Here is a 19516-nt window from a genome sequence, read left to right as displayed (position 1 = left end):
GCTCGACTTGCATGTATTAGGCACGCCGCCAGCGTTCATCCTGAGCCAGGATCAAACTCTCCAATAAAGTTAGTTTGTCTAGCATCTAAAAATAAAAATTGACGTTTCACGTTGTTTGTTTCGTTCAGTTTTCAAAGAACTACTTAGTCGCTCATTTGCGACTTCCTTATGTTAACATTTTCATCTTTCAATGTCAACTAAGTTTTTTATTTCGTTTGTCGCTTTCGACGTTATTGTCATCGGCGACTTGTTCTATATTACACCTCTAAGCTCTAATCGTCAATATGTTTTTATAAAAAATATAAAAAGGCTTATTTATTTTAAAATAAGCCTTTTTATCACATATCATTCTATTCATTTATTATTTTTCTATAATTGGTAACGAAACGATAAATTGAATAATACCATCCCTATATTCCGCTCGAATACTACCACCTTGTAACTCAACAATACTTTTCGCAATCGCTAAACCGAGTCCCGAGCCTTCCGTTACTCTACTTCGAGATTGATCCTTCTTATAGAAACGTTCAAACAAATTCGCTAACTCTTCTCTCGTAAACTCTTCACTATGATTCGCAATTACAATTTGTATATCCCTACGCTGCCTTTGAAGAGAAACTTTTATCTCTCCATCATCTTTACTATACTTAATCGCATTCATTAGTAAATTATCAAATACACGAACCATCTTTTCCGAATCAATCGATGCATAAGCACGTTCCTCAGGAAACTTCTTAACAAACGTAAGTCCATGTTCTTCCGCCTGCGGTACTAACTCTTCTATTAATTGCTCGAGTAGCTCATTCATACAAACTTCCTGTTTTTCTAATACAACTTGTTCATTTGTTAACTTCGTATACTCAAATAAATCTTCTATTAAATTTTTTAACTGCTCCGACTTTGCAAAAGCAATTCTCGTATACTCATCGTGTTGTTCTTTATTTTCATATTTAGAATCTCGAAGTAATCGTAAGTAGCCCATAATAGAAGTCAGCGGTGTGCGTAAATCGTGAGATACATTCGTAATAAGCTCATTCTTTTGCTTCTCTAATTTACGTTCCTTTTCTATATTATTCATAAGCTCTTCTGCCATATTATTAATATTCTCAGTTAAAGCTGCAATCTCATCTTCACCTTTTTTCTCAATGCGGTACGCTAAGTTGCCTCTTTCTATTTCCTTTACACCTTGCGCCATTGCTTCAATCTGCTTCATCTTTCTCTTTGTTATATAGAAGAAAGAGAAAATGAATACAAGAACACCAATTAAAAATGGGAATGGTCCTTCTTTCGTGTCATACATTACCTCTCCCTCTGGAATTCCGCTAACAAACATGTACAAATTCTTTCCTTCAATAGTAATAGGTGAAAAAGATATAAACTCTTTTCTTGTACTTTCAAATACATTTCTACCATCTGTATAATTAATCGCAAATGATGCTGCATTACGAATCGTATTATGCAAATCGATTTGCTCTTCTTGCGCTTGCTTTGTTTTATATAAAACTTTACCACTTTCATCAGTAACCAATATCTTTAAAGCTCTAGACCCTTGCTCTAAATTTTGGTTCTCCATTTCGATCATATTTGATATAGCTTCTAATTTATTTTCATGAACCGAACTATTTGCCGCTCCTTGAGCTTGGTGATTAATTTGTTCCATACCAGCCCGATAATCGATAGTTGCTTGACGATTCGCATTCTCAAAAAATGGCGCAGCTCCCTTCGCTGACAAAACTCCTAATAACGCACAAGCAGCAAAAGTAGTAATCAATTGAATCCTTATACTCTTTCGTACGCTCTTTACTAATTTCTCAATTAATTCTCTTATTTTCCTTATATAAGTAAACGGATTAAATATCTTTTTCAATCTTATACCCCACTCCCCATACTGTTTTTATATATCTAGGTTTCCTTGGATTCTCCTCAATCTTTTCACGTACTTTTCGAATATGCACCATTACCGTATTATCAGGCTGGAAAGATCTTTCGTTCCAAACCTTTTCATAAATTTGTTCTGCGCTAAAGACCATACCCGGATTACGAGCTAGTAATTCTAGAATTGAAAATTCCCTTGGGGTCAGTTTCACTTCTTCTCCGTCCACAATAACTTTATGGGTCGAGATGTTTATTTTCATCTCTCCAATTTCTAGCTCGTCCTCATTTTGTATAGCGAAACCATTCATTTTCATATAACGGCGTAACTGAGATTTAATTCTTGCGATTAACTCTAACGGATTAAATGGTTTCGTTACATAATCATCTGCACCCGTTGTTAACCCTAAAATCTTATCCATATCTTGCGTTTTGCAGAAAGCATAATAATAGGCATTTCTTTCACTTCCCTTACCTTCATACACATATGAATACCATCCACTTTCGGCATCATAATATCTAATACGACTAGATGTACTTCATTTTCTTCCAATAGACGTAATCCTTCTTCTCCGTCTCCTGCTTGTAATACTTTATATCCTTCATTCTTTAAATAGATTGTAATTAAATTCCGAATTTCTTTTTCATCATCTACGACAAGTATTGTTTCGTGTGCCACAATATCTCCCCCATCACTTTTTTAATCCCTAACTTCTATTATAGGAAAACTTCTGAAGAAAAACGCTCGGAAATCCTTAAGATTTTCTGAAGACGCAAAAAAGGTCTAGACTCCCCTTAAGTCTAGACCTTTAAAAAACCCCTTTTATTTACGAACATAGATGAAATATAGTACGAATAAAACTCCCATAACATACATAGTCGGATGAACCTCTTTACGACGACCACTCACAACCATTGTAATTGGATAGAAGATAAATCCAATCGCAATCCCAGTTGCGATACTATACGTAAGTGGCATAGAGATAATTGTAAAGAATGCTGGTACTGCAATCTCGAATTTCTTCCAATCAATTTCCCCTAAGGAAGAAACCATCAAGATTCCTACAATAATTAAAGCCGGTGCCGTTACAGCTGGCGTTACAACACTTAGTAATGGCGAGAAGAATAGTGCCAGTAAGAAGAATCCTGCTGTTACAACTGCTGTAAATCCAGAACGTCCTCCTGCTGCTACCCCTGCAGACGATTCAATGTAAGACGTTGTTGTTGATGTACCTAAAATCGCACCAATTACAGTTGCAATCGCATCTGCAAATAACGCTTTTCCTGCACGTGGTAATTTATTGTTCTTCATTAATCCTGCTTGATTTGCAACCGCTACAAGCGTACCTGCTGTATCAAAGAAATCGATAAAGAAGAACGTTATAATAACAATCCCCATTTGAACTGTGAAAATATCTCCGAAGTGCGTTAACGCCGCGCCGAACGTTGGTTCTAGACTCGGTATTGCTCCCACCACAGCTTTCGGAGTATCAATTAATCCTGTTGCAACTCCTAAGATCGCTGTAAGAATCATACCGTAGAATACTGCACCATTAACTTTCTTAATCATGAAGATGATCGTAGTAACAACCCCGAAGATTGCTAGTAACGTTGTGCCCTTTGTTAAGTCCCCCAACCCAACAAGAACCGCATCGTTTTTCACGATAATTCCGGCATTTTGGAATCCAAGGAAAGCAATGAATAATCCAATACCTGCTGCTACTGCAAACTTTAACTCCGATGGAATTGCATTAATGATTTTTTCACGAATACCTGAAGCAGTAAGAATAATAAAGATAATACCTGACATTAATGTTCCGGCAATGGCCGTTTGCCACGGAATACCCATCGTTAACACTGCTGTATAAGCAAAGAACGCGTTAATTCCCATACCTGGCGCTAAAGCAATTGGATACTTCGCGAAAATACCCATAATTAACGAACCGATCGCTGCCGCTAATGCCGTAGCAACGAATACTGCACCTGGATCCATCCCTGTACCTGCTGGTAACCCTTTAACATTTCCAAGCGACAGCGTAGCAGGATTGACAAATAGTACGTAAGCCATAGATAGAAATGTCGTTAACCCTGCTATGAACTCAGTCTTATAATTCGTACCGAGCTCATCAAACTGAAAATAGCGTTTCATCCTATGTTTCCCCCGTTATATGATTACTCGCCGTATTTCACCCTAGCCCTCTTTTATCCCGAGAAATAAAAAAGGCTTCCATTGCATATATACATGGAAGCGTTCTATAAACAAAGACAAGTTTCCCCTCATCTTTATACAAACGCCTCGTAGTCAAGCCATTTACGGTAGCTAGGTAGAAACTTTCGGGCCATATCCCCGATATTATACGACGGCTATAATATTCACTTTTCGTTTGAATTACATAATCATATTAACTCGACGAAGTAGTTTTGTCAATTTAAAAACGAACATTTTCATAAACTTTTATAGTTTCGTTCGTATTAATACCAAAATAAAAAAGATCCATCTATGCATAAGCAATAGATGGACCTTTTTATAAATACTATTCCCACTCAATAGTTGCTGGTGGCTTACTCGTTACATCATACACGATACGGTTAACGTGTTTTACTTCGTTTACGATACGTACAGAGATTTTCTCTAATACGTCCCAAGGGATACGTGCCCAGTCAGCTGTCATACCGTCGATAGATGTTACTGCACGGATACCTACTGTGTAATCGTAAGTACGCTCGTCACCCATAACACCTACGCTACGCATACCAGGAAGTGCAGTGAAGTATTGCCAGATTTCACGGTCTAAGCCCGCTTTAATAATTTCTTCACGTAAAATCGCATCAGATTCACGAACGATTTCTAATTTCTCTTCTGTAATTTCACCTAATACACGAATACCAAGACCCGGTCCTGGGAATGGTTGACGCCATACGATTTCATCAGGAATTCCTAGTTCAGATCCTAATACACGTACTTCGTCTTTAAATAACGTGTTTAAAGGCTCAATTAATTTGAACTGCATGTCTTCTGGAAGTCCACCAACGTTGTGGTGAGATTTAATTGTTTGTGCAGTTGCTGTACCACTTTCAACGATATCTGTGTAAAGTGTACCTTGTGCTAAAAAGTCCATACCTTGTAATTTAGACGCTTCATCATCAAATACGTAAATGAATTCGTTACCGATGATTTTACGTTTTTGTTCTGGATCTTCTACACCTTTTAACTTGTTCATGAAGCGTTCTTTTGCATCCACTTTAATAACGTTCATGTGGAAGCCTTCGCTAAATGTTTTCATAACGCCTTCTGCTTCCCCTTTACGCAGTAAGCCGTGGTCAACGAAAATACATGTTAACTGGTCGCCGATTGCTTTATGAATTAATACTGCTACAACAGAAGAGTCTACACCGCCACTAAGTGCGCATAGGACTTTTTTGTCTCCAACAGTTTCACGAATTTTTTCTAATTCTACTTCGATAAAGTTCTCCATGTTCCATCCTTCAGAACAACCACATACGCCAAATACGAAGTTTTTAATTAAATCGTTACCGTGCTCAGAGTGACGTACTTCTGGGTGGAATTGTACACCGTATAAGTTTTTGTCTTCATTGCTCATACCAGCAATTGGACAAGACTCACTTGTTGCGTCTACTACGAATCCTTCAGGTAAACCAGTTACTAAGTCACCATGGCTCATCCATACAACTTGCTCTTCTGGAAGGTTCGCATATAATTTTGATTCGTTCTCTACTTTAAGAACAGCTTTTCCGTACTCACGGTGATTTGCACGCTCTACTTTACCACCGAAGTGTTGCGTCATAAGCTGCATACCGTAACAAATACCGAAGATTGGTAAACCTAGTTCAAAGATTTTTTCATCACAATGTAATGCACCTTCACCGTATACGCTATTTGGTCCACCAGAGAAAATAATCCCTTTTGGATTCATTGCTTTAATTTCTTCCGCAGTAATTGTATGTGGATGAAGTTCACTGTATACACCGAACTCACGAATTCGACGTGCTATTAACTGATTGTATTGACTTCCAAAATCTAAAACGATAATTGTATCGTGTTGTTTCTTCAAAATAATCACCCCAACGTTAGTTCTCGTATATAAATATTTTCACCAATTTGGCGAAAAACATTACCAATATAATAAAAAAAGCCAGTCCTCCGCCTCTAGTCTCATAACAAAGAAAAGGCAGGGGTCTGGCTTTATAAAGAAAGATAGTCTCCGCTCTTTATAAATATAAGACACACTGCCTTCATAGTCAGGTTGTTTACGGTAACCCGGTAGAGACTCTCAAACCATATCATTGAGGATATATGAAGGATCGTTTTATATTATCTTCCTAGATTCTAACAATGAAGTATCAATATGGTCAAGAGAGAAAGCGACAAAATTCTACAGAAATTCATTTCCTTATAAAATAATTTGTTCAGGCTATCTCTACAATTATTCAATACTGTATTTCAAACTTAGCAAATAACGCTATAAAACTCATTAGTCAATTACAAAAGCCCCAAAAATTCCGCTGTAACAAATCCAAACTTTCAGATGACAGAAAAGCTACAGTAAAATATATTTCTTATTACTTACGAGTATGTTTCAATTGTACAACTCTTTAAAAATCTGACTAATCCATACGTCACATAATCTTTCTGTTCCTATGGAAGATTGTGGCGTCACATTTAACTTCCTCATAATCCCAATTAATTGAGGTTTTGAAGCACTATTAAAGTTAAATTTCTGTACTTTATCCTTATCCAAAAACAAGGAATGTAACAACCTCTTTTGTTGATTATTAAAACTTTTCGCCTTATAAATTTGTGATTTTAATTCTTGATTGATTTCATCAAAAGAGCTGTAATCATTAATTTCTCGATAATTATATTTAAATCCAAATGTGAATTCTTTACCATTTTTAAAATTTTTAGTTCCTGTTTCCCAAAGTAAATTTCTTAAATTATAATACAATTTATAAAATCTACTTTGAGATTTTACCCCTCGGTTAAACTTCGAAAATAACATTCTGATACTTTTTTTATATTTCTTAATTTTTTTGCTATCTACTGACACATTTAACTTTTCAGATTGCGTTTGTCCCGTAAAGGTATAACCTAAATAACTAAATTTAAATTCTGATTCGGCATCCACGACTTCAACACTGTGTTTTTTATTCATACCTAGTTGCAAATCTCCCAATATATCTTTCATAATTTTGAGATTTTTGTCGGTGGATTTACCTTCATCAACGACTTTTTGGGTATGGTCTCCCCAACAAATTATTATAATATCATCCACATATCTCTTAAATAAAATTAAATTCGAATATACTAAAGGGATTTTTTTATCAAAATCCTCTAAATAAATTTCTGCCAATGCAGATGAAAAACTAACACCTTGAGGAATTCCTTTTATTTTTGAAGAAAAGACAATTTGTTTAATTTTTCTTAATGAGGTATCTTTGATTATTCCAGATCTCAATATACGCCGATATAACCTATGAGTATTAATACTTGAAAAGAAATCTGCAATATCAATATTAATTATAGTAAATTTACCTCCTGCCACGATGTTCTCAGAACTATCTACAAGAGTGTTAATAATACTTCTAATTATGTAATCTCGATTTTTATTATATAATCTATATTTCCTTTTTAAATCTTCATGTACCTTCCTATCTAAATCCTTTTGTTTAGGAGAGCCGATATAAATTTTCCTTTTATTAATTTGGATAACTTTATATTGAGAAATTTTCATGTTATTCCCCTTAATATAATTGGATAGAGGGTTGAAAATAATAGTATCCTACCATTTTTGCAAACGATATTATAATACTATTATCATAATTACATCCTAAAAATTTGATTTTTACAAGTATGTATAATCTCTTCCTGGATGCAAATTATATGGTTCAAAACAAGTAGTCATAAACCAAAATGTGTGTGGATGCTTCTTTACCATATAAATTTTTTAGCCTTTGAACGAATCTTAGACTCACTCATTTGCATAAGGCCTCAAAACGAATTAGTATCCAAGCAGATTACAAATATTCAACCCTCTGTTAATATTATACATAAATAACAACTAAATAAAAGGGGAGCAAAGATGAAAAGTAAAATGTTTTTACATAAAGAAACTTTACCATTAGAGATACCAATAAATTTTAGCAATACAAATCTGAAATATGTAGATAAGAAATTTTTAAATACCACCAAATGGACAATTCCAATGGCATTCTTGGTTCCTAAAACCAACGGCGAAGAAGTTAGAAATTTAAGTCTTCCCCATCCTCTTGCTCAAATAAAAATGATGAACTTTATTGAACAGTTCGATTCTAATATTACAAGTTTTTGTTCTCTCTCACCGTATAGTATTAGGTCCCCTTGGAAAATTAATAGAGCTAATTATGCCGAGTTAGAGCGTAAAAAAGAAGAGTTCAATTATTATAATGAACAATTTTTATTTGAGGGAACACGTGAAGAAAAATTTAAAATCTCACATAACGATATTGTTAAAGAATTATTAAATTATTTCAGTTACAGAATATTCAACAACATCGTACAATTCAAACAATCACAAACCTACTTTAGGGCCAAATATAAATACGATAACGTAATGAATATAGATATTAAGGAGTTTTTCAATTCTATCTACACCCATTCATTAGAGTGGGCTGTTGTCGGCGGGAAATCCCTCGTTAAAATTGGTAAATCTACTAAACCGAAAAAAGCAAGGGATTCCTTTTTCAAATGTATCGATGCGATATGTATGGATATCAACTATAACGAAACAAACGGAATCATTATAGGACCCGAATTTTCAAGAATAATCTCCGAAGTACTACTAACAAGGATAGATTTAGAGATCGCACGAGACTTATCTAGCCAAGGGCTGGAACTCAATAAACACTATTTAATTTACCGTTTTATAGATGACTACACCATTTTCTTTATGAATCCAAAAGAAGATAGTGAGAGAATTATAAGAAATACTATCGAGAAGCATTTACGAGGATATAAGTTGAATATTAACAAAGATAAATATTATTGTACTAAAAGTGAATCAATGCTTGAAGATGATTTTATCATTATATTCAACCAAAAATTTGAACGTTTTAAAGAAACTTTTATTAAATCCAAAAGAAACAAAGATAAAAACAGGATAATAAGTAACTTTTTGGTGGAGTTCAACATATTAATTAACACCTATAAAAGTAAGAAACTGTCTCTAGTCAGATACGCACTTAAAGCTTTGAAAGATATCTTAGGTTATCATGAAAGTCCCGTTGATAGACAATATCTCTTAGACATTGCAGCATATATATTTAATTATGCACCTGAATATTTTAGTACTCAAAACTTATATACACTATTTTTAAAGCATAGAAAACTGCATGAAGGTATTGAAAAAGAGGAGAATATCCTTTTTGATTGTGATGAAGAAATATTTAATAGAATTCACAAGATTATTAAACAACATATTAATGATTTCAATTCTATCTATGAATTACTAGTAAGCGCAAAATTTTTAACAAAAAAAATCCCTTCTCCGCTCTTATGTAAAATACTAGATAAACATAAAGATGATTATTTTAGTATTTGTTCAGTAGCTGTCTATATTTTAAGCAATAACGGAAAAGTAGAACCTGAATACAAGATTGTTAAACAAAAAATCATTAAATTATTAACCACCTTTATAGAAGATTATGAAATAAAAAGTAAATCATCTTATCAAGACGCAAAATATTTTTACCTAATAAATGACTTTAATTACTATCCAGGATTTATCCACACGGATAGAAAAATAAAAACTTTATTACAAAAACATTGGAAAGATATGCAAAAACAAATACAACAGGATTATTTCCAAAACGACGAACCAGCAATAAAAAGCCAATTAACTTCTTCAATTATGGGGGCATCTTACTATCAATGGAATTGTAGTTATAAAAAATTCTTAAAAAGAAGCTTCCTTAAATCCGCTAATACATTTAATAGTTCTCAAAATGCACCCTACTAAGCATCGTATTAAACTTATTGCTACATAGCATAGCCCTAAATTTTGTGTAGCACCTCTTGATAACAAGGATAATTTTGAAGATATAAAAAGGCTACTTCCCGCTTTTTAGGAAGTAGCCTTTTCTTTAGATAGAATCATTCACATGACAACATTTTCATTTCAGACGAAAAATAGAATTAACTATTTCTCAAAATGACGGCTTATTACATCATTCCGCCCATACCACCCATGCCCATGCCGCCCATGTCAGGCATTGCTGGTGCATTTGGTTCTGGCTTGTCAGCTACTACAGCTTCAGTTGTTAAGAACATAGCTGCAACAGATGCTGCGTTTTGAAGTGCAGAACGAGTTACTTTAGCTGGATCTACGATACCAGACTCAAGCATGTTAACCCATTCGCCAGTAGCTGCGTTGAAACCAACGCCTACTTTTTCGCCTTTTAGACGCTCTACAACTACAGATCCTTCTAGACCAGCGTTGATTGCGATTTGACGAACTGGCTCTTCTAGTGCGCGAAGTACGATGTTGATACCTGTTGCTTCGTCGCCTTCAGCTACGATAGAAGCTACTTTTGTGTATACGTTCATAAGTGAAGTACCACCACCTGCAACGATACCTTCTTCTACTGCTGCACGAGTTGAGTTAAGTGCATCTTCAATGCGAAGTTTGCGTTCTTTCAACTCAGTTTCAGTTGCTGCACCTACTTTAATTACCGCTACGCCACCTGCAAGTTTTGCAAGACGCTCTTGTAATTTTTCACGATCGAATTCAGAAGTTGTTTCTTCTAATTGCGCACGGATTTGACCGATGCGAGCTTCGATTTGTTCTGTGCTTCCTACACCTTCAACTACAGTTGTGTTTTCTTTCGTTACAACAACTTTACCAGCGCGTCCTAAAGATTCAACTGTAGCAGATTTTAAGTCACGGCCTAATTCTTCAGTGATTACTTCGCCACCAGTTAAGATCGCGATATCTTCTAGCATTGCTTTACGACGGTCACCAAATCCAGGAGCTTTAACAGCTACTACATTGAATGTACCACGAAGTTTGTTCACTACTAATGTAGCTAACGCTTCGCCTTCTACATCTTCGGCAATGATAAGAAGTGGTTTACCTTGTTGTACCACTTGCTCTAATACTGGTAAGATTTCTTGAATGTTAGAAGTCTTTTTGTCAGTGATTAAGATGTATGGGTTATCAAGAACTGCTTCCATTTTGTCAGAATCAGTAATCATGTAAGGAGATGCATATCCACGATCAAATTGCATACCTTCTACTACGTCTAATTCTGTTGTGAAGCCTTTAGATTCTTCTAAAGTAATAACGCCGTCGTTACCAACGCGCTCCATTGCTTCAGCGATTAATTGACCTACTTCTTCGTCAGCAGCAGAAATAGCAGCTACTTGTGCGATAGAAGATTTACCTTCGATTGGTTTAGAAATCGTTTTTAATTCTTCAATTGCAGCAGTAACAGCTTTTTCGATACCTTTACGAAGACCCATTGGGTTCGCACCAGCTGTTACGTTTTTAAGACCTTCACGAATCATAGCTTGCGCTAATACAGTTGCAGTTGTTGTTCCGTCACCAGCTACGTCATTTGTTTTGCTAGCAACTTCTGCTACTAATTTCGCACCCATGTTTTCGAATGCATCTTCTAATTCGATTTCTTTTGCGATTGTTACACCATCATTTGTAATAAGTGGTGAACCAAATTTTTTCTCAAGTACAACGTTACGACCTTTTGGTCCAAGCGTTACTTTTACTGCATTTGCAAGAGTGTCGACACCGCGAAGCATCGAACGACGTGCTTCTTCACTAAATTTAATATCTTTTGCCATAATAATTGACCCCCTTGGATTTTTTAAGATTTATATAATTAACCGATAACTGCTAAAATGTCACTTTCACGTAAAATCAAGTAGTCTGTACCTTCATATTTCACTTCAGTACCTGCATATTTTGAGAAGATGATAAGATCACCTGCTGCTACCTCTAAAGCAACACGCTCACCATTCTCAAGCACTCGACCAGTACCTACTGCAACAACTTTACCCTCTTGTGGTTTTTCTTTTGCAGTATCTGGTAATACGATACCACTTGCTGTTTTTTCTTCTGCTTGAACAAGCTCAATTACAACGCGATCACCTAATGGCTTTAGCATGAACAATAACCTCCTCATTTTGTTATGTAAATTTCTTTTATTAGCACTCAAGTCATCCGAGTGCTAACACACTTATAATAATAAATAATCTCAATTTCTTTTGCAAGTAAAAAAATCATAATTTTTTCGCAAATCACTATATAAACTTTCTATATAGAATACTGCCTTTACTATATGAATCGTTGTTTCCACTGCTCGTATGTTACAATATGAAAGGACACCCTAAGTTGTTTTCGCTACACACACAACTTTCTCCTGTCTTCTATTATAATTTCAAATAAGGATTTACGAAAAAAACATAATTCAAGTGAGGTTTATATCGTAGGTAGCATATTTACATGTTATCCTAACTTATCTCATACACTATAGTTAGAAAGGATGGTTAAACCATTTGAAGAAACAATACTGGTGGATTATCGTTACATACATTTTAATGCAGTTATCCGGCGTTGTTGGATTACCACTTCTCCTAAAAACAGGACTCTACGATAATAGAGGATTTACCATTGAGGAAAAAGGACAAATCATAACGGGACACTGGGCAATTATTAGCTTCTTTGTTGCATTATGTATCGTACTTTGGTTACTTAGAACAGATATTCGTGACAGGCATTTAGATCCAATGCGCTCTTCTATCCCAGCTACTATTGGATGGATTTTCATCGGGTTCTTCTTAGCAATCATCTCACAATCCATTGCAGGTATGATTGAAATGTATGTATTTGGGGTTCCACGTGAATCTGAGAATACAGACAGACTGATGGACATCGCAAGAACGATACCTTGGTTCCTTATTGTTGTATCTATAATTGGACCTATCTTAGAAGAAATCGTATTTAGAAAAATTCTATTCGGCACGCTTTATAAGAAGTTTAACTTCTTTATCGCAGCTATCATTAGTTCGCTTGTATTTGCAGCAATTCATTTTGATTTTACTCATTTATTGGTATACACTGCTATGGGGCTCGTATTCGCCTTCTTATATGTGAAGACGAAACGTATTATCGTTCCGATTGCAGCTCATGTTGCGATGAATACATTAGTCGCTATTGGGCAAATTTTTATGAGCAATGAACAAATTCAAGAAATGATTAAAGAAGCTGAAAAAATGCAAGGCTTTATCGGAGGATTTTTTGTATGAGAAACTCACCATTGTTCATGGCTGCACTATACTTCCTTCTTGGATGTATCTTTACACGCTTCGCCATTACGAACGTGACAGATACAATCTGGAATATGTGGACAATACTATTTGCAGTTATGGCAACAATTGATTTTAATTTGGCACTTCGCCTTATATTAATTAAATTCACAAAAAAGAAACAATAATAAAACGCAGAGGTCGCTTCCTCTGCGTTTTATTGTGGATAGTTTTTCAAAAAGTAAACTAATGTTTGTAACTCTACAGCTAAGTCAATATGATGAATTCTAATATTCTCTGATACGTTTAATCGCGCTGGTGTGAAATTCAAAATACCGTGCACGCTTGTTTCAGCTAATCTATCTGCTACAGCTTGTGCTACTGTAGCCGGTACTGTTAATATTGCCACTTGTATATCATTTGATAATCTCTCTTCTAATTCATCTAAATGATATACAGGAATGCCCCCGATTTCTGTTCCAACTTTCTCTTCACTAACATCAAATGCCATTTCAATTTTTGTATTATTGTTTTTCGTGAAATTATAATGTAAGAAAGCGGTCCCTAAATTACCTACTCCAATAAGTGCTACACGTGTTATATCATCTTGATCAAGTGTTTCACGGAAAAATGATAATAAATAATTTACGTTATATCCATATCCCTTTTTCCCTAACGCTCCAAAATACGAAAAATCTCTTCGTATTGTTGCGGAATCTACTTTTACTGCCTCACTCAATTCGGCCGATGAAACACGCTGCTTACCAGAAAGAGATAAGTTTTGGATAAATCGATAGTATAGAGGCAATCTTTTAGCAGTGGCTTGTGGAATCTTTTGCTGATCCATATGACCTCTCCTCTCTTCCTATCTTTATTCATATACTTTAATCAAATACAGAAGTTTAGCACTCATTAAATTCCTTGTATAATAAAGAGAAGAAGTATTCTCTCTTTATTTTAAACTATACACTATTTTTAGTATGATTGAGAAATATAAACATGGCAAAGTTAAGAAATTATTTGAGGTGAAAACATTGATTTTATTACAAGTAAACGCGCTTTCGAAATTATACGGTGCAGAAACGATTCTTGCAAACATAAAATTGGAAGTACAAACAAAAGATCGTATCGCATTAGTTGGAAGGAATGGAGCAGGCAAATCTACATTATTAAAAATTATCGCTGGTGAATTATCTCATGATGGTGGCGAAATTATAAAACCGAAAGATGTCTCAATCGGATATTTAGCTCAAAATACTGGACTAGAAACGTCTTTAACAATTTGGGATGAAATGCTAACCGTCTTTACCCACTTACAGCAAATGGAGACAAAACTTCGAAGGCTTGAGCAAGAAATGGGAAAAGAAGAAAACTTTTCAAACGAAGCTACATATGAAAGATTGTTAGCTGATTATGACCAATTGCAACTCAATTATAAAGATCAAGGTGGATATCAATATGAAGCGGATATTCGCTCCATTTTAAGCGGCCTTGGCTTCCCAGTTGAAACGCACCAGACGACGATCTCTACTTTAAGCGGCGGGCAAAAAACAAGATTAGCTCTCGGGAAATTATTATTAACAAAACCAGACTTACTTATTTTGGACGAGCCTACAAACCATTTAGACATCGAAACATTAACGTGGCTTGAGCAATATTTACAAGGTTATCCTGGCGCAATATTAATCGTTTCACATGACCGTTATTTCTTAGACAAACTCGTTACACAAGTATATGAAATTTCGAATAAAGAAAGCAGACGATTTGTTGGTAACTACAGTAAATATTTAGACTTAAAATCAGCATTATATGAGCAAGAAATGAAACGTTACGAAAAACAACAAGATGAAATCGCAAAACTTGAGGACTTCGTTCAAAAGAATATAGCTCGCGCTTCTACAACGAAACGTGCTCAAAGTCGTCGTAAACAACTAGACAGAATGGAATTATTAACGAGACCATTAGGGGATTCTAAGTCAGCATCATTCCACTTCGATATTGAAAAGCAAAGTGGAAATGATGTTTTACAAGTAAATGATGCAACCATCGGCTATGATGAGAACCCTATAATTGAACATGTAACTATGCGCTTAACTCGCGGAGATAGTGTTGCTTTAGTTGGTCCAAACGGAATTGGGAAATCCACATTGTTAAAGTCTATTGTGAATAAGTTACCACTATTAAATGGTGATGTTTCTTTCGGATCAAATGTATCTGTTGGTTATTATGATCAAGAACAAGCAAACTTAACATCTTCTAAACGGGTTTTAAATGAATTATGGGATGAATATCCACTGCAACCTGAAAAAGAAATCCGTACTATACTCGGGAATTTTTTATTCACAGGAGATGATGTACTGAAACCAGTATCTTCTCTTAGCGGTGGACAAAAAGCTCGATTAGCTCTTGCAAAACTTATGATGCAAAAGTCAAATTTGTTAATTCTAGATGAGCCTACGAACCACCTTGATTTAAATAGTAAAGAGATTTTGGAGAATGCTTTAATTGATTACCCAGGGACTCTTCTATTCGTCTCACATGACCGCTACTTTATTAACCGTGTAACAACGACTGTGGTTGAGTTATCAACAGAAGGTGCACAGGAATATTTAGGGGATTACGATTACTACGTTGAAAAGAAAAATGAAATGATTGAACGTGCAGAACTTGAACAGCAAGAAAGTGACATTCCTGTTCAAAAAGTGGTTGCACAAGAGAAATTAAATTATTTAGAAGAAAAAGAGCGTAAAAAACTAGAGCGTCAACGCACCAGAAAAATTGAAGAGCTAGAACAAAGTATATTAGAATTAGAAGAAGAAATTGCTACGTTAGAAGATCAACTTTGCTTACCAGAAATATATGCAGATTATGAAAAAGCTAGTGAAATTACAACTAAAAAGCAAACGCTACAAGAACAACTTGAAACTTGTATGGCAGAATGGGAAGAGCTGCATGTATAAGCATATTTAAATAAAAAAGATGTCTCATAAGTCAGGATTTTTGACTATGCGACATCTTTTTTTCTTTTAATACAGAAACAATTTTTTGAGTATATCAATCGTAACTTAGAATATACCAACGATTTTTCAAATATATCTATTGTAACCCTATATATATTAACAATTCGACACGAAATATCGATTTAACGACAAAGATTGACAATATTAGCATCTTCTATAATAGGGGGATGTTTCAAAATGTTTTTCGGGGATATCTTCTTACTTTTTATTTCCCGAAAAAGAACAAATTCAAAGGTCTGACATCATCCTATTTATCCACAATTTTATACACATATCCACCTTTATAAAATAAACCTTAAAATACCTTTTCCACATTATCCACAATCGACAAAAAAGTTATCAACATTTTATATACACAATAAAACCCATATTATCAACAGACAATATGGGTTTTATCCACAACCTGTGGTTAATTATGTGCATAACTATGCTTCAATATCTAATCCTGGATTTGCATTTAAGGCTAATGTTGCACGCTTACCTTGTTCATAAGCAATTGTCCCTGCGGCTGCAATCATCGCTGCATTATCTGTGCATAAAGATAGCGGTGGAATAATTAATTCAATGTTTTCTTTTTGTGCAAATTCCTCTTCTAATCGCGCACGAAGTCCTTTATTAGCAGCTACTCCACCAGCAAGAAGTAATTGCTTTACATTATAAGCTTCTGCTGCACGAGCTGCTTTCGTTACAAGTACATCTATTACACTTTCTTGGAAACTTGCCGCTAAATCTTCTGGCGCAATTTCTATACCGCGTTGTTTTGCGTTATGCACAGTGTTGATAACTGCTGATTTCAATCCACTAAAGCTAAAATCATATGAATCCGGTTCTAGCCATGCACGAGGCAAATCAATTGTCGGTTCTCCTTCATGTGCAAGGCGATCAATATGAGGACCACCTGGATATGGCATAGATAACGTACGAGCTACTTTATCATATGCTTCTCCAGCTGCATCGTCTCGTGTTTCACCAATTACTTCGAATGAACCATGTTCTTTCATATAAACAAGTTCTGTATGCCCACCGGATACAACAAGTGATAATAACGGGAATTGAACTTCTTTTACTAAACGGTTCGCATAAATATGACCAGCAATATGATGAACACCGACTAACGGAATATCATGTGCAAACGCTACTGCCTTCGCTGCATTTACTCCAATTAGAAGTGCTCCTACTAAACCAGGACCTTCTGTTACAGCAATTGCATCAATATCATCAAATGTGATGTTTGCTTCCTTTAAAGCTTCTTCTAACACAACTGTAATTTCTTCTACATGATGACGGGATGCAATCTCTGGTACAACGCCGCCAAAACGTTTATGACTTTCAATTTGTGATGCAACGACATTCGCAATAATTTCCGTTCCATTTTTAACAACTGCTACTGCTGTTTCATCACAACTTGTTTCAATACCAAGTATAATCGTATTTTTTTCCATTATATATTCACCCACATTACGAGACCATCTTCCTGATTGTCTGCATAGTATCGTTTACGAATCCCACCATTTTGAAATCCGTATTTTCTGTATAACTGCTTTGCTACTTCATTTGATACACGTACTTCAAGTGTCATTGTTTTTACCCCTAGTTCTTTCGCTTCAGAAATAACTGCTTTCAATAGGGCATCTCCTAACTTTTGACCTCGGTATTCTGGCAAAATAGCTATATTCGTTATATGTGATTCATCAATAATTATCCACAATCCACAATACCCGACTACACGACCATCTTTTTCTAACACAATATAATGTGCATGTTCATTCATCGTTAATTCACGATGAAAGGCATCTGCAGTCCAAGGAGTTGAAAAAGACGCTTCTTCAATAGCTACAATTTGAGCAATATCATCAAGCTCCATCTTTCTAAATATCATATCCATCTTCTGCAAGCTCCTACTTGTTTTGACTTTCTAACCACTTTGTTTCAGCTTCAGCTAAACGAAGATAGCTCGGAACAAACGTATGCACATCTTGTTCTTCTTTTTGTAATCCTAAGAATGCTAGCTCACTTGGTCTTGGATTATTTTTAGTAAATGGAGCGAATACAGCTTGATCACCTAAATGTTCTATAATTGTTTCTTTATGCAATTTAACATCGTTACCGATAAATAAAACAGGCTGTCCTTTATCTTTTAACATTTGCAACCAGTCCACAATAAGAATAATTCGGTCTTCTTCTATTGAAGTTAACTGCTCTCCTTCATATGTATATAACCCTGTATAAATTTGCCCACGTCTTCCATCAAATAAAGGACAAATTAACCCGTTAAAGTTAGCACCGTTTGCAGCTACTACCTCTAAACTTGATACACCTACAATTGGTATTTGAAGTGACCAAGCTAATGTTTTTGCCGCTGTCACGCCTATGCGAACACCTGTATAGGATCCAGGTCCAGCAGCTACAACGATTTTAGTTAATTCCTTCGGTTTTACGCCACACTCTTTTAACAGTTTCTCTACAGCTGGCATAAGACGTACAGAATGGTTTTTCGTTAAATTTGTAATGATTTCCCCAATTACGTTTCCTTCCTCAATAAGGGATACACCCATTACGTAATTTGAAGTATCAATTGCTAGTACTTTCATCTTGTAATAGCTCCTCACATAATCTAATATAGCGATCTCCAATTGGCTCGAGTATAATTCTTCTTGTGTCATCTCCAGCATGGAATAAACTAATTTGTAACTTTTCATTTGGTAAATATGCCTCTATTAAATGAGCCCATTCTACTACCGTAATTCCTTCACCGTAGAAATATTCATCAAAGCCTAAGTCCTCTTCACTTTCTGCTAAGCGATACACGTCCATATGATATAGCGGTAATCTTCCTTTATATTCTTTAATGATATTAAAGGTAGGACTATTTACAACTCTTTTCACTCCAAGACCTTTTGCTAGTCCCTTTGTAAAAGTCGTCTTACCAGCTCCAAGATCTCCTTCTAAAATAATTACATCTTGTGCCTCTACGAGCTCACCTAGTTTTTCTGATAACCTTTGTGTCTCCTCAGAAGATTTTGTTGTTACTTCATATTTACTCACAGACTTCACCTACTTTACTCACAATGTTCTCTGCTCTTTATTATACAGGTTTTGAATATATAAAAAAGTCCTTAGGAGTTGTCCTAAGGATAGTTTGACTGTCTTTATTAGTTTTTTGTTAAAACAAATAAAAAAATACGAAACAACTTGTTTCGTTCTTTTCTTTATATGAAATGGCGGTCCCGACCGGGGTCGAACCGGCGATCTCCTGCGTGACAGGCAGGCATGTTAACCACTACACCACGGGACCATTTGGTTGCGG

The 19516-nt window shown here is 35.3% G+C and carries 15 protein-coding genes, 1 tRNA gene, 1 rRNA gene, 1 pseudogene and 2 riboswitches; of the genes and pseudogenes, 4 read left to right on the top strand and 14 right to left on the bottom strand.

Going from position 1 to position 19516, the window contains the following annotated elements; genetic code table 11:
- The 6 genes and pseudogenes from MR169_RS26315 to MR169_RS26290 form a co-directional block, all read right to left on the bottom strand.
- Nucleotides 1-67: ribosomal RNA gene (locus MR169_RS26315) — 16S ribosomal RNA — on the bottom strand; the annotation flags it as partial.
- A 294-nt stretch (nt 68-361) separates the two neighbouring features.
- Nucleotides 362-1867, bottom strand: coding sequence for an aminopeptidase AmpS (gene ampS / locus MR169_RS26310; RefSeq protein ID WP_016119030.1), 1506 nt, complete (start codon nt 1865-1867; stop codon nt 362-364).
- Nucleotides 1851-2551 (bottom strand): annotated as a pseudogene (locus MR169_RS26305) (response regulator transcription factor). The gene ampS and the pseudogene MR169_RS26305 overlap by 17 nt, the downstream one beginning before the upstream one ends.
- Before the next feature lie 144 nt (nt 2552-2695).
- A complete protein-coding gene (locus tag MR169_RS26300) occupies nt 2696-4021 on the bottom strand; it encodes an NCS2 family permease (RefSeq protein ID WP_242320297.1) in 1326 nt (441 codons plus the stop codon).
- Nucleotides 4022-4151: 130 nt separating this feature from the next.
- Nucleotides 4152-4253: riboswitch (purine riboswitch) on the bottom strand.
- 153 nt (nt 4254-4406) lie between these two features.
- Complete coding sequence (gene guaA / locus MR169_RS26295) at nt 4407-5945, bottom strand: glutamine-hydrolyzing GMP synthase (protein WP_128975892.1); 1539 nt, start codon at nt 5943-5945, stop codon at nt 4407-4409.
- Between the two features lie 164 nt (nt 5946-6109).
- Nucleotides 6110-6211, bottom strand: a riboswitch (purine riboswitch).
- Nucleotides 6212-6470: 259 nt separating this feature from the next.
- Nucleotides 6471-7625: an RNA-directed DNA polymerase gene (locus MR169_RS26290; protein ID WP_000703846.1), complete on the bottom strand. Its 1155-nt coding sequence runs from the start codon at nt 7623-7625 to the stop codon at nt 6471-6473.
- Nucleotides 7626-7973: 348 nt separating this feature from the next.
- Here MR169_RS26290 and MR169_RS26285 point away from each other — a divergent pair, with 348 nt between their 5' ends.
- The gene (locus MR169_RS26285) at nt 7974-9887 is read left to right on the top strand and encodes an RNA-directed DNA polymerase (protein WP_242320296.1); all 1914 of its coding nucleotides are present in this window, start codon (nt 7974-7976) and stop codon (nt 9885-9887) included.
- A gap of 203 nt (nt 9888-10090) precedes the next feature.
- Here the strand turns inward: MR169_RS26285 and groL are convergent, their stop codons facing one another.
- Entirely contained in the window at nt 10091-11725 is a 1635-nt protein-coding gene (groL, locus tag MR169_RS26280; RefSeq protein WP_242320295.1) for a chaperonin GroEL, read from the bottom strand.
- 38 nt (nt 11726-11763) lie between these two features.
- The gene (gene groES / locus MR169_RS26275; RefSeq protein WP_000917311.1) at nt 11764-12048 is read right to left on the bottom strand and encodes a co-chaperone GroES; all 285 of its coding nucleotides are present in this window, start codon (nt 12046-12048) and stop codon (nt 11764-11766) included.
- Between the two features lie 391 nt (nt 12049-12439).
- On the opposite strand from groES, the gene MR169_RS26270 reads away from it, so the two are divergent.
- Together MR169_RS26270 and MR169_RS26265 are read left to right on the top strand one after the other, a co-directional pair.
- On the top strand, nt 12440-13189 hold the full coding sequence (locus MR169_RS26270) for a CPBP family intramembrane glutamic endopeptidase (protein WP_000745327.1): 750 nt from the start codon (nt 12440-12442) through the stop codon (nt 13187-13189).
- Nucleotides 13186-13377, top strand: a complete 192-nt coding sequence (locus MR169_RS26265) for a YdiK family protein (protein ID WP_001246200.1) — start codon at nt 13186-13188, stop codon at nt 13375-13377. Before MR169_RS26270 ends, MR169_RS26265 begins: the two co-directional genes overlap by 4 nt.
- 29 nt (nt 13378-13406) lie before the next feature.
- Here MR169_RS26265 and MR169_RS26260 read toward each other — a convergent pair whose 3' ends face one another.
- Nucleotides 13407-14036 carry a redox-sensing transcriptional repressor Rex gene (locus MR169_RS26260; protein ID WP_000372699.1) on the bottom strand — a complete coding sequence of 210 codons (630 nt, stop codon included), beginning with the start codon at nt 14034-14036 and terminating at the stop codon, nt 13407-13409.
- Nucleotides 14037-14223: 187 nt separating this feature from the next.
- On the opposite strand from MR169_RS26260, the gene MR169_RS26255 reads away from it, so the two are divergent.
- A complete protein-coding gene (locus MR169_RS26255; protein ID WP_000602145.1) occupies nt 14224-16149 on the top strand; it encodes an ABC-F family ATP-binding cassette domain-containing protein in 1926 nt (641 codons plus the stop codon).
- Between the two features lie 485 nt (nt 16150-16634).
- Here MR169_RS26255 and tsaD read toward each other — a convergent pair whose 3' ends face one another.
- The 5 genes from tsaD to MR169_RS26230 form a co-directional block, all read right to left on the bottom strand.
- Nucleotides 16635-17651 (bottom strand): tRNA (adenosine(37)-N6)-threonylcarbamoyltransferase complex transferase subunit TsaD, encoded by a 1017-nt coding sequence (gene tsaD / locus MR169_RS26250; RefSeq protein WP_000414585.1) that lies wholly within the window; start codon nt 17649-17651, stop codon nt 16635-16637.
- Nucleotides 17651-18094, bottom strand: coding sequence for a ribosomal protein S18-alanine N-acetyltransferase (rimI, locus tag MR169_RS26245; RefSeq protein WP_000367190.1), 444 nt, complete (start codon nt 18092-18094; stop codon nt 17651-17653). The genes tsaD and rimI overlap by 1 nt, the downstream gene beginning before the upstream one ends.
- A gap of 13 nt (nt 18095-18107) precedes the next feature.
- The gene (tsaB, locus tag MR169_RS26240) at nt 18108-18800 is read right to left on the bottom strand and encodes a tRNA (adenosine(37)-N6)-threonylcarbamoyltransferase complex dimerization subunit type 1 TsaB (RefSeq protein ID WP_000865753.1); all 693 of its coding nucleotides are present in this window, start codon (nt 18798-18800) and stop codon (nt 18108-18110) included.
- Nucleotides 18781-19254: a tRNA (adenosine(37)-N6)-threonylcarbamoyltransferase complex ATPase subunit type 1 TsaE gene (tsaE, locus tag MR169_RS26235; RefSeq protein WP_000049644.1), complete on the bottom strand. Its 474-nt coding sequence runs from the start codon at nt 19252-19254 to the stop codon at nt 18781-18783. The genes tsaB and tsaE overlap by 20 nt, the downstream gene beginning before the upstream one ends.
- Nucleotides 19255-19428: 174 nt before the next feature.
- A tRNA-Asp gene (locus MR169_RS26230) sits at nt 19429-19504 on the bottom strand.
- Nucleotides 19505-19516 lie beyond the last annotated feature (12 nt).

The sequence above is a fragment of the Bacillus cereus group sp. BfR-BA-01349 genome, from assembly GCF_022663795.1.
GTDB classification, from domain to species: domain Bacteria; phylum Bacillota; class Bacilli; order Bacillales; family Bacillaceae_G; genus Bacillus_A; species Bacillus_A cereus.
Note: the sequence above shows the minus strand (reverse complement) of the source record. Positions and strands in the feature narration are given on the sequence as shown.

Bases quoted from the DNA above. Each gene is read 5' to 3' on its own strand.
- tsaB (WP_000865753.1), bottom strand. From the start codon at position 18,800: ATGAAAGTACTAGCAATTGATACTTCAAATTACGTAATGGGTGTATCC.
- tsaD (WP_000414585.1), bottom strand. From the start codon at position 17,651: ATGGAAAAAAATACGATTATACTTGGTATTGAAACAAGTTGTGATGAA.
- MR169_RS26260 (WP_000372699.1), bottom strand. From the start codon at position 14,036: ATGGATCAGCAAAAGATTCCACAAGCCACTGCTAAAAGATTGCCTCTA.
- MR169_RS26285 (WP_242320296.1), top strand. From the start codon at position 7,974: ATGAAAAGTAAAATGTTTTTACATAAAGAAACTTTACCATTAGAGATA.
- MR169_RS26300 (WP_242320297.1), bottom strand. From the start codon at position 4,021: ATGAAACGCTATTTTCAGTTTGATGAGCTCGGTACGAATTATAAGACT.
- groES (WP_000917311.1), bottom strand. From the start codon at position 12,048: ATGCTAAAGCCATTAGGTGATCGCGTTGTAATTGAGCTTGTTCAAGCA.
- rimI (WP_000367190.1), bottom strand. From the start codon at position 18,094: ATGGATATGATATTTAGAAAGATGGAGCTTGATGATATTGCTCAAATT.
- MR169_RS26265 (WP_001246200.1), top strand. From the start codon at position 13,186: ATGAGAAACTCACCATTGTTCATGGCTGCACTATACTTCCTTCTTGGA.
- groL (WP_242320295.1), bottom strand. From the start codon at position 11,725: ATGGCAAAAGATATTAAATTTAGTGAAGAAGCACGTCGTTCGATGCTT.
- MR169_RS26290 (WP_000703846.1), bottom strand. From the start codon at position 7,625: ATGAAAATTTCTCAATATAAAGTTATCCAAATTAATAAAAGGAAAATT.